We start from the raw sequence: 15,127 nt of genomic DNA, 5'->3' as shown, positions 1-15,127 counted from the left end.
CCAGCGGTCAACTCAGTCAACGGTCAATTATGTCTCTACGGATCTTGCATCACCTTCTGCTTCCCCTCTGTGCACTCTCTGCGCTGCTCCCCTTTGGCAGCCAGGCGCTGACTATCGGAACGGGCCCGCTCAATGGGGTCTACTACCCGACCGGTGGCGCCATCTGCCGGGTGCTCAATGCCGGCCATGCCCTGCATGGGGACAGCTGCACCGTGCAGAGCACCCGTGGCTCGATGGCCAACCTCAAGGCACTCGACAAGGGGGACGTACAGCTGGCGCTGGTGCAGTCCGATGTGTTGCACCACGCCCTGCACGGCACCGGCCCCTTCAGCGGGCAGGGGGCCAACAATGAGCTACGCAGCCTGTTTCGCCTCTATCAGGAGTCGTTAACCCTGCTGGCCGCCCCCAATAGCGGCATCACCACCCTGGCAGATATCGAAGGGAAGCGGGTCTATCCGGGCAACAAGGGCGCCGGTGAGCAGATCACCAGCCAGGCCCTGATGGCAGCCATGGGATGGCAACCCGGGCAGTTTGCTGCCTATCAGCTCAAATCGGACAGCGAACCGCTGGAAGGGCTGTGCGATGGCTCGCTGGATGCCGCTTTTGTGGTAGCCGGTCACCCCAGTCTGGCGGTCGGCGACCTGATCAGCCGCTGCAAGGTGCGCCTCATCCCCATCGAAGGGGAGCAGATCGACACGCTGCTCAAGCAGCACCCCTACTACCAGCGCAGCCGCATCGCCGCCAACCTCTATCCGGGGCAGACTACAGCTATCAACAACATCGGGATGAGTGCCGAACTGGTGGCGCTGGCCAGCCTGCCGGACCCCATCGTCCGTACCGTGCGCGATACCCTGCTGGCCCGGGTCAAACAGTTCAGTCGGCTGCATCCTGCCCTGAGCAAGGTGACCCCCGAGCAGTTGCAGGCGCAAACCGAGCTGCCCCTCCATGCGGGGATGTCGGATCAACCGCCAGCCCCCTTGCCACTGACCCCCGAGCAGTTAACTGCAGAACAGCTGACGCCGGAGCCGTTAACACCAGCGCCATCGGCCTCGGAGGCGGTGCCCACGACAGGGCCGGTGAGCGCCGCCAACGGGACGACTGCGCCCTCCGACGCGACCGCCACCAGCAGTGCCGCAGTGGCGACAGAAGCCACAGAGGTTAATCCCTTACCCGAAGAGGCGCTCGAGGTCACCCCCGAGCTCACTGCGCCAACCACCGAGGGTGGGAGCGTGGCCCCCTCTGCCGCAGCGTCAACGGCGCCAGCACCATCGGCTGCCGTTTCAACTCAGTTGCCACAGAGCGCCTCTGCGGCCACTGCGCCGCAAGAGCAGGCAATCCAGCCTGCCAGCAGCGCGGTGACTGGCGAAACCTCGCAGCAGGATAAAACCGATACACTTCCCTCCCCATCCACCAGCGCAGCCACACCGCCGCAACCCTGAACGGTAAGCGCCCACAAATGCATCAGGGCAGCCTCGGCTGCCCTGATTGTTGATATACGCTCGATAGTGGCGAAGTCGATTGACCAGCTCACCTTGCCGTCCGCTAAGGCTCCATCCCCCTAGTCAGATAGGGGTTGGGCTTCTGGATCTCCTCCTCAACCCAGTGCAGCAACTGCTTGATGGCCCGCGACAACACCTGATTCTGGCGCACCACGTAGCCCAGACTGGTACCAGGAAAGTCGCTCAGGCTGGTAACCGGCGCGGTGAGGTTGAGGCGCGGATGCAGGGAGAAGTCCGGCACGATGGCGACACCAAAGCCCGCCTCGGCCCAATCGAGCTGGGCGTCGACGCTGCCTACCTCCATGATGCGGCAGGGGGGCAAGGCCAGCAGCGGCAGGGACGGGTCGATCAGCGCCCGGGTGCGGGTGTCGTGACCGAGCAGGATCAGGGTCGGCTCGTCGAGGGGATCGCTCTCTCCCGCCACCGCCCGCGCCTGCCAGCGGGCAAGGCCGTGGCCCAGGGCGCACCAGGTCACCTGTTGCAGCTCGGTATAGAAGAGCGGCTCGCTGCGCTTTTGCGCCATGACAAAACCCAGATCCGCCTTGCCCGCCTTGACCAGCTCGGCGGCCTGATCCGAAGTGGTGTTGAACAGGGTGAGGTCGATGCCGGGGAACTCCCGCTTGAAGCGCTGGAACGGCTGGATAAGCAGCAGGCGAGAGATGATGTCGCTGGCGGCGATGGCCAGCGTCCCCTGACTCAGCTGGTTGAGGGCATTGAGATCGGACTGGCAGAGCTGCAACTCGGCAATGGTGCGCTCGGCGCTTTGCAGCAGCCGCTCCCCCGCCTGCGTCAGGCGAAACGGACTGCGCTCGATCAGCCGCACCCGGGTCGCCTGCTCCAGCCGCTTGATATGCAGGCTGACATTGGGCTGGGTCATGTGCAGCTCGGTGGCGGTCTGGCCAAAATGTTGCAATCGGGCCAGGGTGACAAAGGTTTGCAGCCAGTGAATATCCAGCATAAGAGTCCCTCAACCCGCGATGTGCGGGGCTTGCCAGGCAAAATCGGACGGTTTGCCGCTTAATTGGCCATAATTATATAGTTCTCTTATCGGAATTATAAAGATAATTAATTTTTCTAATCCGCATCAGGCTCCTAGGATGAACGCCTAACGTCTTAGGAGAAAGAGTCATGTCGTCTATCGTAGTCGTAGGTGCTAACTGGGGTGATGAAGGCAAAGGCCGCATCGTGGATTATCTGGCAGGTCAAGCTGGCGCCAGCATTCGCTTCCAGGGCGGCAACAACGCTGGCCACACCGTGGTCAACGACCTTGGCACCTTCAAGCTGCACCAGGTTCCGAGTGGCGTATTCAACCCGGATTGCCTGGTTGTCCTCGGCCCGGGCATGGTGATCAGCCCCGAGAAACTGACCGTCGAGCTCGACGAAGTCAAAGCCTCCGGCGTGACTCCGAAGCTGGCCATCTCTGACCGCGCTACCCTCTGCCTGCCGCTGCACGCACTGGAAGATACCCTGGAAGAGCAACGTCTGGGTGATGGCGCCTATGGCTCCACCCGTCAGGGCATCGCTCCTGCCTACGGCGATCGCGTGATGAAGAAAGCGATCCTGGTCGGCTGGCTGAAACAGCCGGACGTGCTGGTCGAGCGCATCCAGTTCATGCTGGACTGGAAACTGCCGCAGATGAAGGCTATCTACCCCTCCTTCGAATTCACCCAGACTGCCCAGGAGATGGCTGACTGGCTGCTGGAAGTCTCTGCACCGTGGATCGACGCCGTGTGCAACGTCAGCATGCCGCTCAAAGCGCTGCAGGCCGAAGGCAAGACCCTGCTGTTCGAAGCGCAGCTGGGCGCTGGCCGTGACCTGATCTACGGCGAATACCCCTGGGTGACCTCCTCCCACGTATCTGGCGCCTACGCCGGTATCGGTGGCGGTCTGCCGGGTCTGCGTCCGGAGCGCGTCATCGCTGTGGCCAAGGCATTCAGCTCCTCTGTCGGTACCGGCACCCTGCTGACCGCCATGGAGAACCAGGACGAGTTCCGCAAGATCACCAACGAGTTCGGCGCAACCACTGGCCGTCCCCGTGATGTCGGTTACTTCGACGCCGTCGCCACCAAGAACGGTGTCGAGCTGCAAGCCGCCACCGAAGTGGCCCTGACCAAGCTGGACTGCCTGACCGGTCTGCCGGATCTGAAGATCTGCGTGGCCTACGAAGGTGCCCACACCGAGAACCCGATTTGGCCGCAAACCGCTGCCCTGAAGCCGGTTTACGAGCAGATGGAAAGCTGGAGCGAAGACATCACCGGCTGCCGCACCTTCGAAGAGCTGCCCAAAGCGGCCCAGCAGTACGTGCTGCGTATCGAAGAGCTGCTCGGCGTACCGGTTCCGATGGTTTCCGTCGGCCCGGGCCGTGACGAGATGATCCTGCGCTAAGCCGCACCTCTCATCGTCAAACAAAAAACCGGCATCCCTGATGCCGGTTTTTTTATGGCTGCCGTTTACCTTCTTGCCATAAAACCACCCAAAGGCTCAATTAACTCACCAATTGACCTCACATTGAGCCGTTCTGCAATAACATTCTACCCTGCCCTCGTTAAAGTGAACCCGTTACCACACGAGGAGTCACCCGATGAAATTGCTCAAACAGAGTGCCCTGTTGCCACTGCTCTGCCTGACGGCCATGCCAGCCTTTGCCATGACCCTGAAGAGCACGGACATTCACGAAGGCCAGTTGATGGACAAACAGTTCAGCTTCAACGGCTTTGGCTGCAGCGGCGACAACCACTCGCCCCAACTTAGCTGGCAGGATCTGCCGGCAGGCACCAAGAGTGTTGCCATCACCGCCTATGACCCCGATGCCCCTACCGGCAGCGGTTGGTGGCACTGGCTGGTGGTTAACCTGCCTGCCACCCAGAGCGAGCTTGCCAGCAATGCCTCCGGCAAGCTCAAGCAGGGGTTGGAGATCCGCACCGACTTTGGCAGCCAGGGTTACGGCGGCCCCTGCCCGCCCGCTGGTCACGGCATGCACCGCTATCAGTTCACCGCCTGGGCCCTGCCCCATGATCTCGAGGTAAAGGCTGATACCCCGCCCGCTATGGTAGGCTACATGCTCAATAGCATGGCGCTCGGCAAGGCCACCCTGACCGCCACCTTCGTCACTCCCTAGGAGCCAACCGGATGAGCACTCCCCTGCTGCAACAGAGCCACTATCTCGGGATCCGCCAGCAGCCCCTGCATCGGGTGCTCATCTATGCCCCAACCCTCATCTGGGTCACCCAGGGGAGCAAGCAACTATGGTGGCGCGAGCGGCGTCTGTCGTTTGACAGGGAGCGGTGGCTGCTGATCCCGGCAGGCCACCAGCTCACCTTCGTCAATCAGCCGGAGCAGGGCAAGTTTCGCTCCCACGCCATCACGCTGCTCACTCCGCCGCCACCAGAATGGCTGGCCGAGTCAGCCCCTTCCCACGCCGATCTGGAGGAACCCGCTGTCAAGGTCACCCCCGGGCTCGCCTTCTGCTTTGAGCTCATCAGCACCATGGCCGAACGGGGACTGAGCGAGGCGACCCAGGCCGAACTGCTGCGCGGCTTCTATGCCGAACTGCGGGCCGCCAACGCCCTCGGGTTACTCTTTCCCGCCAGCACCATGACCCTCGCAGAGCGGCTGGCACGCTACCTGGCGGTGGAACCCGGCATTGACCACACCCTGGAGGCGGTGGCCCCCCACTTCTCCATGAGCCGCGCCTCCATGGTGCGCAAGCTGGCCGCCGAAGGTCGCAGCTTTCGCCAGTTGCTGGCTCAGGTGCGCATGAACCACGCCCTCAACCTGTTGCAGCAGGGCCTGACCCCGCTGGAGGTCGCCCTCGCCTGCGGTTATGACTCCCCAAGCCGCTTTGCCGCCCGCTTCAAACAGGAGTTCGGCCTGACGCCCCACCAATACCTGCACACCTGCCCTGCCAGATTGGCGAGCAACGAAAAGTAAAATATTACTTAAAGACCATTCTATGTAACCTGATGTAACCCGGTGATCCCGCTCACATTGCCGCCTCTTCAGAGTGTGATCTCGCGCCAGCGCTCCCTTTCCCCTTGCCATACAATGGCTACCGAACACCTTTTCACTAAAAATAAGCGTAAAAAATCTTCCTTTTAACCTACATAAACGGAATTGGAGCGAGAAATGTTTCGTAAAACTTTACTCTCGATAGCCCTCGGCACCGCCCTGTTCGGACTGACCGCCTGCAACGATAACCAGACAGAGAGCAGCACAGTCGCCAAACCGGAGCAGGCCATCCAGTACAAGGACGTGATCGACCGTCGGGGAACTCCGACCCAATTCCGCGACTTTGACAGCTACTCCAACCTCAAATACAACCCACTGCTCGATCTGGGGGCATGGCACGGTTTCCTGCTGCCTGCGAGCGACAAGGAGTGGGGGGGCTTTACCGGCCCCATGGTCATCTCCGAGGAGTACAGCCTCTTCTTTGCCAGCGAGCTGGACAAGCTCACCCTCAGCGATGCGAGCGGGCGCCCGTTCCCGCTCACCAGCGCCCGCAAGCAGGAGGTGTACGCCATTCCCGGTGCACTGGTGCAACGCTTCGAGTTCGAGCCCTTTACGCTGGAGCTGGAGCTGCGTTATGGCGATGCCCGTACCGCTCTTATCCGCACCCGACTCATCAACCAGACCGATGCACCGCTCACCCTCAACCTCAACTGGCAGGGCGAGTTGCTCAATCAATGGGATGCCAAGGATACGATTGCCAGCAAATATCCAGGCTGGACACGCACCATCAGCGAGAGCGACAAAGGAATCGAATTCCAGTTCGGTAAACTGCGCAGCACCTGGAACATCATGCAGAGCGGCAGCGCCCGCTATCGAATCGACCGCACCCTGCCAAGTCGCACCACCCTCGACCAGAAGACACTGGGCTACCAAAGCGACGCCAGCATTACCCTGGCCGCCAAGGGGAGCGAGGATATCTACACCCTGCAGAGCTATCTCCACTCCGCAGATGACGCCAGCCGCTATCAGCAGAGCCGTCAAGCCCTGCTGGCCAACCCGGCCAGCTATTTTGCCGACTCCATCCGCCGCTGGGAGGACTACCTTGCCAAGGGTCTCTCCAATCAGGGTATCCCCGAGTCGGAGCGCCGCATCGCCGTCAAGGCGATGGAGACCCTTAATGGCAACTGGCGCTCCCCGGCTGGCGCCATCCTCCACGACGGGGTAACCCCCTCCAATACCGCCCGCTGGTTCGACGGCGTCTGGGCTTGGGACAGCTGGAAGCACGCCTATGCCATGGCGCACTTCAACCCTGAGGTGGCCAAGAACAACGTGCGCGCCATGTATGACTATCAGGTGCAGCCGGATGACCCGGTGCGACCGCAAGATGCGGGCATGGTGATCGACGCCGTCTTCTACAACAAGCTGGCGGATCGCGGTGGCGATGGCGGCAACTGGAACGAGCGCGACACCAAGCCGCCCCTCTCCGCCTGGGCTATCTGGGAAATCTACAGCGCCACCAAGGACAAGGCCTTTATCGCCGAGATGTATCCCAAGCTGCAGGCCTACCACGACTGGTGGTACCGCGCGCGGGACAACAACCGCAACGGCATCATCGAATATGGCGCCACCAAGCATGTGGAGCACAATGACGAGTACGGCAATATCACCTTCAAGGTGCAGTACTCCAACGGTATTCCCGCCGGGCTGGATCTCTCAAGCTGTACCAGTGAGGGGGATGGCTGGTATGCCTGCGCCGGAATGCCGCTCTATCAACAGGTGTTGAACGTGGGCGGTTACAGCGACATGGATATCGGTGCCCAGCACGGCGCCGGTTGGGAGTCCGGCATGGACAACGCCGCCCGCTTCGGCTTTATCGAACCGGGCCAGCTGCAACGCTATGCCGACAAGACTTATGGCGGAGATTTGGCCAAGGCACGTCAGGACTGGAACGTCGCCTTCTTTGAAAACCATCAGGACAATGGCGATTTGATCGGTTTCTCCATCGATCAGGAGTCGGTGGAGCTCAACGCCTTCCTCGCCAAAGAGAAACGCATTCTGGCAGACATGGCCGACCTGCTTGGCAAGCCGGACGACGCGAGCCGCTACCGCGATGGCGCGACCCAGCTGGCTGGTTACATCAACAGCTGCATGTTCGATGAGGCGTCAGGCTTCTATTACGATCGTCAGATTGCTCAGGGGGATGTGGCTGACGGCAACGGCTGCGTCGGCAAATTGCTGACCGCCCGCGGCCGTGGCCCGGAAGGGTGGAGCCCGCTCTGGGCAGAAGTCGCCGACAAGGAGAAAGCGGCGCGGGTGCGCGAGGTGATGCTCAACGCCCAGGAGTTCAACACAAAGATTCCCCTGGGCACAGCCGCGCTGACCAACCCGGCCTACGACCCCAATATTTACTGGCGCGGCCGGGTATGGCTCGATCAGTTCTACTTCGGGGTGAAGGGGCTGGAGAACTACGGCTATCGCAGCGATGCCGAGGCTCTGGTCAACAAGCTGTTCAACAACGCAGAGGGCTTGGCGGGCAGCGGCCCCATCCGCGAAAACTACAATCCGGAGACCGGCGCCATGCAGGGGGCCAGCAACTTCAGCTGGAGCTCGGCCCACCTCTATATGCTCTATCGCAACTTCCTCAAGCCACAGGAATAAGCCTCGAGAGAGGATGCCCCCCTTCGGCTTGATGCATCAGGTGGCCTTGTAGAGTGTTGCCATACTGATTGAGCAAACTGAACACTCGGGAAATATTGCTCAGGCGCTTGCTGCACCCCCGCAAAAAATGGTGATAGCGGGGGAATAAAAAACAACCCGGCACGAATACCGGGTTGTTTTTTTATCAGAGAGACGAACTCAGCTCTGGCCTTGCAGCGCCTGCTGCAACTCCTCTTCGCTCCAGATGGTAATGCCAAGCTCCTGTGCCTTGGCCAGCTTGGAACCGGCCGCTTCCCCCGCGACCAGCACATCGGTCTTGGCAGATACAGAGCCCGCCACCTTGGCCCCCAGCGCCTGCAATGCCGCCTTGGCGTCGTTGCGCGACAAGGTGGTCAGGGTGCCGGTCAGCACGAAGGTCTTGCCGGCAAAGGGTTGCTCCGCGGCCTCTTTCTTCTCGATGGCCGGCCACTGGATGCCGGCAGCCAGCAAGGCTTCCAGCACCTCCACGTTGTGGGGCTGACGCAGGAAGTAGTAGACATGCTTGGCCACCACATCACCCACATCGGCCACTTCGAGCAGTTGCTCCACCGAGGCCGCGCGCAGGGCATCCAGGGTGAGGAAGTGGTTGGCAAGGTTGAGCGCAGTCGCCTCCCCCACTTCACGGATCCCCAGGGCAAACAGGAAGCGCGGCAGGGTGGTACTGCGCGCAGCATCGATAGCAGCCACCAGATTGAGGGCCGATTTTTGCCCCATCCGCTCAAGACCGGCCAGCTGGATGGCATTGAGGCTGAAGAGATCGGCGGGGGTCTTCACCAGCCCCTTGTCCACCAGCTGCTCGACAATCTTGTCGCCAAGGCCGTCCACATCCATGGCGCGACGGGCGGCGAAGTGCTTGATCGCCTCCTTGCGCTGCGCCTCGCAGAACAGGCCACCGGAGCAGCGGGCAACCGCTTCCCCTTCCAGCCGCTCCACTGCCGAACCACACACCGGGCACTCGGTCGGGAAGAGAATTTCACGCGCATCAACAGGGCGCTGTGCCTCCACCACGGCCACGATCTGCGGGATCACGTCCCCTGCCCGGCGCACGATCACGGTATCGCCGACCATCACGCCAAGGCGCTCGATCTCGTCGGCGTTGTGCAAAGTGGCATTGGAGACGGTGACGCCGCCAACAAACACAGGTTTGAGCTTGGCCACCGGCGTCACGGCGCCGGTGCGACCAACCTGAAACTCGACGTTCTCAAGCTCTGTCATCTCCTCCTGCGCCGGGAACTTGTGGGCGGTCGCCCAGCGCGGGGCGCGGGCCACAAAGCCCAGCTCCTCTTGCAGAGCGATAGCATCCACCTTGTAGACCACGCCGTCGATCTCGTAAGGGAGCTCGCCACGGCGGGCCAGAATGTCGTCGTGGAACGCCTGACAACCGGCTGCCCCCTCTTTGAGCTTCACCTCGGGACTGAGCGGCAGCCCCCACTCCTTGAGCTGGGTGAGACGGCCAAAGTGGGAGTCGCCCAGTTGCTCGCCGCCAACACCGACACCGTAAGCGTAAAAGCTCAGGGGACGGCTGGCGGTGATACGTGAATCGAGCTGACGCAGGCTGCCGGCGGCGGCGTTGCGCGGGTTGACGAACACCTTCTCGCCTGCGGCCAGCGCCTTGGCGTTCATCGCCTCGAAACCGGCCTTGGGCATAAAGACTTCGCCACGCACTTCCAGCCGCTCTGGCCAGCCCTCGCCCCGCAGGGCGAGCGGTATGGCCTTGATGGTGCGCACGTTCTCGGTGATCTCCTCCCCCGTGGCGCCATCTCCCCGGGTGGCGGCCTGCACCAGCTGGCCGTCCACGTAGAGCAGGCTCACCGCCAGACCGTCCAGCTTGGGCTCGCAGCAGAAGGTGAAACGCACGTCACGCTTGAGGCGATCGCTCATGCGCTGTTCGAACGCCTGCAACTCTTCGCTGCTAAAGACGTTATCCAGACTGAGCATGGGGATCTCGTGGCGCACCTGACTGAACGCCGTCAGCGGCTGGCCGCCGACCCGCACGCTGGGGGACGCAGGGGTTTTCAGCTCGGGATGCTCGGCCTCCAGCGCAATCAACTCGCGCATCAGGCGATCGTATTCGGCATCCGGCACTGTGGGGTTATCCAGCACATAGTACTGGTGACCATATTCGGTAAGCAGTTCACACAATTGACGGTGGCGGGAGAGGGTGTCGCTCATGAAAAAGTCTCGAAGTGTGATTGAACATACGGCCGGGGTAGAAATAAAAATGCGGTACCTGGGTACCGCACTTTTTCTTCACTCGACCCGCATGGCGTATTAGTCGCGACTGGCCTCGTAGGCAGCCAGCTCGTGACGGTAACGGGCAATGGTCTCGTCGCTCAGCGGGCTGCGATCCATATCGGTCAGCATGGCATCGAGATCGCTGGCCAGCTGATCGGCAGCCTGCAGCATGTCCTCGAAGGCAAACGCGGCGTTGCTGCGCAGCGGCAACTGCATGAAGAGCGACACGCCCGGCGTGGTGAACTGCTCCATCCGGTACGGGTTAAAGGTGCCTGGCTTGACCATGTTGATCATGGAGAAGAGCACTTCACCCTTACCGTTGGGATCTTCGTGACGGTGGAAAATATCCATCTCGCCAAACTTGAAGCCCAGCGCCATCAGGGATGAGAGCAGGGTCGCACCTTGCAAGTCGTGACCCGGACGGCCCATCAGGTTGATGACATAGACATCCTGCCAGATCTTCTCGACCGGCTGGGGCGCCATGCGCGGCTCTTCCACCACAGGAGCAGGTGCCACATAGGCCGGCTCTTCATAAACAGGCTCGGGAGCCACATGGCGGGGCTGCGGCTGATAATCCGGCTCGGGAGCACGCACCGGTTCGGCACGAACGGTGTCGGCGGTACGGACTGTCTCTGCACGGGCACCAAAAGTCGGGGCGGTCGCGTAGGCGGGCTCGACCAGCGGCTCGTCGTCCAGCGACTGCATCATGGGCTCGCGCTGGGGACGGGAACGGTAGACCGGGGTACGACGATTGACCTGAGCAGGTTTGCGCACCGGCGCGGCGGGCGCCTCGTCGATCTCCTCGGGCAGCGGTTCGTCGAACGCTTGCTCCTCTTCATAGACAGGAGGCGGCGGAACCGGGCGGGCAGCAGGCTTGCGCACTACGGGCGGCGGCAGATCGTCCTCGTCATCTTCATCATCAAAGGCGGGGACGGCAGGGCGACGACCGAGTTCCGGCTGGCGGCTCTCTTCACTGCGCAGCTTGGGCTCGGCACGACGGCCACCACTGACCACGCGTACCTGGCCGATGCCATCGCTGTCGAAGGCGTCGTTATCACGATCCCGCGACTTGGAGTCCATCCGTCCAATCGGTTTCTCTTTGATCGGTGCCTGACGATTCTTTTTGTTGCTCCACAACCCGTGAATGAGCAATGCCGCAATAGCAATACCGCCCAGGGCAACCAAGATGTAACGCAATTCCTGCATTAGCTGCTTCTCTTTCTAGTTTTGCTCAGCCAAAGCGACGGCTTCACCGATATCGACCGACACAATGCGAGAAACCCCGGGCTCTTGCATCGTGACGCCAACCAGCTGCTCAGCCATCTCCATGGAGACCTTATTATGACTGATGTAAACGAACTGTACTGTGCTCGACATCTCTTTGACAAGAGAACAGAAGCGACCGACGTTCACTTCATCGAGCGGTGCATCCACCTCATCCAGCAGACAAAAAGGTGCTGGGTTGAGTCTGAAGATGGCAAAAACCAGCGCAAGCGCGGTTAACGCCTTCTCCCCCCCGGAAAGCAGGGCAATGGTAGCATTCTTCTTACCCGGAGGTCTCGCCATGATGCTCACTCCGGCCTCCAAAAGATCATCGGAGGTGAGCTCAAGCCAGGCACTGCCCCCACCGAACACTTTTGGAAACAGGGATTTTAAATCTTCGTTGACCTTATCGAAAGTGTCCCGGAACCGTATTTGTGTCTCTTTATCAATTCTTTTAATGGCTTGGCTCAAGGTTTCCAGCGCTTGCTCGAGATCCTGGCACTGATTTTCAAGATAGGTTGCCCGGGTTTTCGCCTCTTCGTACTCCTCCAGCGCCGCCAGGTTGATGGCGCCGAGCGCCTCCACTTGCGCCTCCAGAGTCTGGATCTCCTGCCGCAGCTTGCCACGATCAGCGGCGATCAACACCGCCTGATCGAGATCCACCAGTCGAACCCCCAGCTCTTCAAACTGCTCGTGCAGCCCCTGTCGACGGGTGAGGTTGCGTTCGCGCTCAAGGCGCAGGGTTGCCAGCTTCTCTTGCAACGTCACCAACTGCTTGTGATCGGCACTTCTGGCCTGCTCCAGCTCACCGAGCTGGCGCTCCAGCTCCGCAAGCCGTTGATGACAGGCGAGCTGCTGCGCCTCCAGATTGCGCTGCTCGGCCAGCAGGGGCGCCAGATCCGGCACTGCCTCGCTATCCGGCCCTTTCAGCCCGGCCAGCTCCAGCCCAAGCCTCGCCAACTCCTCTTCGCCCAGGGTTATGAGTTGGCGCAGATTGCCCAACTCCAGTTGCAAACGCTGGCAGGCCGCTTGTTGCTGCTCGCGGCGCGCACGGGCCTCGTCGACCGCCCGCTCGCAGCGGGTCAGCAGCTCCTGAGCGAGCTGCAACCCTTGCTTCAGCGGCTCCCCCTGCACCTGCAACTCGGCAAGGCGTGCCTCATCGAGTTCCAGTTGTTCACGGGCGCTGGCCAGTCGCTCTGCCTCTTCGGCCTGCTCCTGATCGAGCCGGATCAGCTCTTCGCCGAGCTGACCGAGCCGCTGCAACCGCTCCTGCCGCTGACCCTGTTGCAGACTCCAGGCTTCGCGCAGTTGTTGCCATTTCTGCTCTTGCTCGCGCAAGGTTCGCTGCGACAACTCCTGCGCACTGGCAAGCTGGGCACGCCGGGCATCGGCAGCCACAAGTTGCTCGCTCAGCTGTGCCAGCCCAGCGGCAACCTTCTCCTGCTCGGTATGCAACCGCTCACGCTCACCCAGCAGCGCCATGGTGCCGAGCGCCGCGCCCTGTCCCAAATCGGCCCAGTTTGGCCCCAGCCAGTCGCCAGCAGGAGTCAGTACCGACTCACCGGCCGCAAGGCTTGGCTGGCGGATCAATGCGGCCTCCCGGCTCTCCACCAGCCAGATGGCGTTGAGGAAGGCGGGAATGTGCTCGCCGCCCAGTTGCGCCGCCAGCGTACCGGCAACCGCCGGTTGCGCCGGGCCAATCCAGAGCCCCTCTTGCATCAGATCGCACTCGTCCGCCGGCGTTGCGGTGAGCCAGCGACCCAGCACCTTGTCGAGTGCCTGTGCCCACTCGGGGGCAACCTGCAGTCGATCCGCCAGGGTCGCCCCCTCCATCTGTTCGCCGAGGATCTGATCCAGGGTCGCCAGCCGCGCCTCCAACTCCCGCTGCAGGCTCAACTGCTGGCCATGCTGCTGCTTGAGTTGTTCATGGGCGTCGACCGCCTGCGCCAGCTGCTCGGTCAGCTCGCCATTGGCCGCCCGCGTCAGCTCCAGCTCACCACTCAGGGCATCGAGGGCCGGTTGCAGATCGTCGGCCTCTGTACCGAGGGGGCCAGCGCGTTCATCTTCCAGCTTGAGGCGGGCCAGCCGGGTCTTGGCTTGCAGCTCCTGCAGGCCACCCAACCGGGTGCGAGTCTGGTTGAGCTGGCCCTGCAACCCGGCCAACTCTTGCTGCCACTGCTGCTGGCGCAGGCGGGCCTGCTCCAGCCCCTCGCTAGCCTGCTGGCGGGCCTCCTGCTGCTCGGTGAGCAACTGCTCACACTGCTCCAGCCGGGCGCTCTCCTGCTCGGCGCGCAACACCCCTTCGGTCAGTTGATCCTGCTGGCTGGCAAGCTGAGCCTTGCGGGTGGCGATCCGCTCGCCCAGCGCCTCTGCACGGGCCTGCCAGTCGCGCCCCAGTTCACTCTGGTGCAATTGCTGTTGCTCGAGACGGGCGATGGCCTGCCCGCCGAGAAAAATCTGTTGCTGACGGCTCGCCTGCTCGGCTTGCGCCTCTTGTCTGGCGACCGACAGGGTGACGTGGCGCCCCTCATCGGCGGTGCGCTTGGCATCGAGCGCCGCCAGCGCCTGCTCGGCTTGCGCCAGTTCGGTTTTGGCCTCGCCAAGGCGCGTCTCCAGCGCCCACAACTCGGAGCCAATCAGCTCGGCGCGAGCTGCGCGCGAACGACTCTTGAGCTGTTTGTAGCGCTCGGCGGTCTCGGCCTGGGCTTTGAGGTGGTCAAGGCGCGAGCCCAGCTCGCCGCGAATATCGCCGAGGCGCTCCAGGTTCTCCTGGGTGTGACGAATGCGCTGTTCGGTCTCGCGGCGCCGCTCCTTGTAGCGGGAAACCCCGGCGGCCTCTTCCATAAAGAGCTTGAGATCGGCCGGACGTGACTCCACCAGTCGGCTGACAGTGCCCTGCTCGATGATGGCGTAGCTGCGGGGGCCAAGACCGGTGCCGAGGAAGAGGTCGGTCACATCCTTGCGGCGGCACTTCTGGCCGTTGATCTGATAGTGGTTGGAGCCGTCGCGCAGCACTTCGCGGCGCACCGAGATCTCGGTAAAGCGGCCGAACTCACCGGGCACCCGGTTGTGGGGATTGTCGAACACCAGCTCGACCGAGGCGCGCCCGTGCGCACTGCGATTGATGGAGCCGTTGAAGATGACATCGGTCATGTTCTCGCCGCGCAGATGGCGGGCGGAGCTCTCCCCCAGCACCCAGCGCACCGCGTCGATGACGTTGGATTTGCCACAGCCGTTGGGGCCCACCACGGCGGTCATGTCTGCCGACAGTTCGATGCGGGTCGGCTCGACGAACGACTTGAAGCCGGCGAGTTTGATCAGTTTCAGACGCATGGCGACCTGTATCAGTGGCTAAATAATGAGGAGGCGGGCAGGCGATTTTACCAAATCCAGACCCGGCTTTGTTTGTAATATGCAGGCATCATCCCCATTCAATGCCCGATTTTCAGTCGCCACGGCACGAAATAAGGAATAGTCGGCGACTT

At 62.1% G+C, this 15,127-nt stretch carries 9 protein-coding genes; 5 read left to right on the top strand and 4 right to left on the bottom strand.

Annotated features, from left to right (window positions below; genetic code table 11):
* Window positions 1-29 precede the first annotated feature (29 nt).
* The gene (locus tag G5193_RS05205; RefSeq protein ID WP_421205227.1) at window positions 30-1,439 is read left to right on the top strand and encodes a TAXI family TRAP transporter solute-binding subunit; all 1,410 of its coding nucleotides are present in this window, start codon (window positions 30-32) and stop codon (window positions 1,437-1,439) included.
* A 103-nt stretch (window positions 1,440-1,542) separates the two neighbouring features.
* Here the strand turns inward: G5193_RS05205 and G5193_RS05200 are convergent, their stop codons facing one another.
* Window positions 1,543-2,457 (bottom strand): LysR family transcriptional regulator, encoded by a 915-nt coding sequence (locus G5193_RS05200; protein WP_319919125.1) that lies wholly within the window; start codon window positions 2,455-2,457, stop codon window positions 1,543-1,545.
* A 170-nt stretch (window positions 2,458-2,627) separates the two neighbouring features.
* Between G5193_RS05200 and G5193_RS05195 the strand changes: the two genes are divergently transcribed.
* The 4 genes from G5193_RS05195 to ygjK all read left to right on the top strand — a co-directional run bounded on the left by G5193_RS05195 (window position 2,628) and on the right by ygjK (window position 8,105).
* Window positions 2,628-3,884, top strand: a complete 1,257-nt coding sequence (locus G5193_RS05195) for an adenylosuccinate synthetase (protein WP_005334922.1) — start codon at window positions 2,628-2,630, stop codon at window positions 3,882-3,884.
* A 196-nt stretch (window positions 3,885-4,080) separates the two neighbouring features.
* Window positions 4,081-4,617: a YbhB/YbcL family Raf kinase inhibitor-like protein gene (locus G5193_RS05190; protein WP_005353872.1), complete on the top strand. Its 537-nt coding sequence runs from the start codon at window positions 4,081-4,083 to the stop codon at window positions 4,615-4,617.
* Between the two features lie 11 nt (window positions 4,618-4,628).
* On the top strand, window positions 4,629-5,429 hold the full coding sequence (locus G5193_RS05185) for a helix-turn-helix transcriptional regulator (protein ID WP_421205224.1): 801 nt from the start codon (window positions 4,629-4,631) through the stop codon (window positions 5,427-5,429).
* A gap of 195 nt (window positions 5,430-5,624) precedes the next feature.
* Complete coding sequence (gene ygjK / locus G5193_RS05180; RefSeq protein ID WP_421205222.1) at window positions 5,625-8,105, top strand: alpha-glucosidase; 2,481 nt, start codon at window positions 5,625-5,627, stop codon at window positions 8,103-8,105.
* A gap of 198 nt (window positions 8,106-8,303) precedes the next feature.
* Here ygjK and ligA read toward each other — a convergent pair whose 3' ends face one another.
* The 3 genes from ligA to G5193_RS05165 form a co-directional block, all read right to left on the bottom strand.
* On the bottom strand, window positions 8,304-10,316 hold the full coding sequence (ligA, locus tag G5193_RS05175; RefSeq protein ID WP_421205221.1) for an NAD-dependent DNA ligase LigA: 2,013 nt from the start codon (window positions 10,314-10,316) through the stop codon (window positions 8,304-8,306).
* 99 nt (window positions 10,317-10,415) lie between these two features.
* Window positions 10,416-11,585, bottom strand: a complete 1,170-nt coding sequence (gene zipA, locus G5193_RS05170) for a cell division protein ZipA (RefSeq protein ID WP_421205219.1) — start codon at window positions 11,583-11,585, stop codon at window positions 10,416-10,418.
* A 15-nt stretch (window positions 11,586-11,600) separates the two neighbouring features.
* Window positions 11,601-14,975, bottom strand: coding sequence for an AAA family ATPase (locus G5193_RS05165; protein ID WP_421205217.1), 3,375 nt, complete (start codon window positions 14,973-14,975; stop codon window positions 11,601-11,603).
* Between the last annotated feature and the right edge of the window lie 152 nt (window positions 14,976-15,127).

The sequence above is a fragment of the Aeromonas sp. 601027 genome (genome assembly GCF_049174455.1).
Taxonomy (GTDB): Bacteria; Pseudomonadota; Gammaproteobacteria; order Enterobacterales; family Aeromonadaceae; genus Aeromonas; species Aeromonas veronii_A.
This window is presented reverse-complemented; position numbering and strand designations above follow the sequence as displayed.

Bases quoted from the DNA above. Each gene is read 5' to 3' on its own strand.
- G5193_RS05205 (WP_421205227.1), top strand. From the start codon at position 30: ATGTCTCTACGGATCTTGCATCACCTTCTGCTTCCCCTCTGTGCACTC.
- G5193_RS05200 (WP_319919125.1), bottom strand. From the start codon at position 2,457: ATGCTGGATATTCACTGGCTGCAAACCTTTGTCACCCTGGCCCGATTG.
- G5193_RS05195 (WP_005334922.1), top strand. From the start codon at position 2,628: ATGTCGTCTATCGTAGTCGTAGGTGCTAACTGGGGTGATGAAGGCAAA.
- G5193_RS05190 (WP_005353872.1), top strand. From the start codon at position 4,081: ATGAAATTGCTCAAACAGAGTGCCCTGTTGCCACTGCTCTGCCTGACG.
- G5193_RS05185 (WP_421205224.1), top strand. From the start codon at position 4,629: ATGAGCACTCCCCTGCTGCAACAGAGCCACTATCTCGGGATCCGCCAG.
- ygjK (WP_421205222.1), top strand. From the start codon at position 5,625: ATGTTTCGTAAAACTTTACTCTCGATAGCCCTCGGCACCGCCCTGTTC.
- ligA (WP_421205221.1), bottom strand. From the start codon at position 10,316: ATGAGCGACACCCTCTCCCGCCACCGTCAATTGTGTGAACTGCTTACC.
- zipA (WP_421205219.1), bottom strand. From the start codon at position 11,585: ATGCAGGAATTGCGTTACATCTTGGTTGCCCTGGGCGGTATTGCTATT.
- G5193_RS05165 (WP_421205217.1), bottom strand. From the start codon at position 14,975: ATGCGTCTGAAACTGATCAAACTCGCCGGCTTCAAGTCGTTCGTCGAG.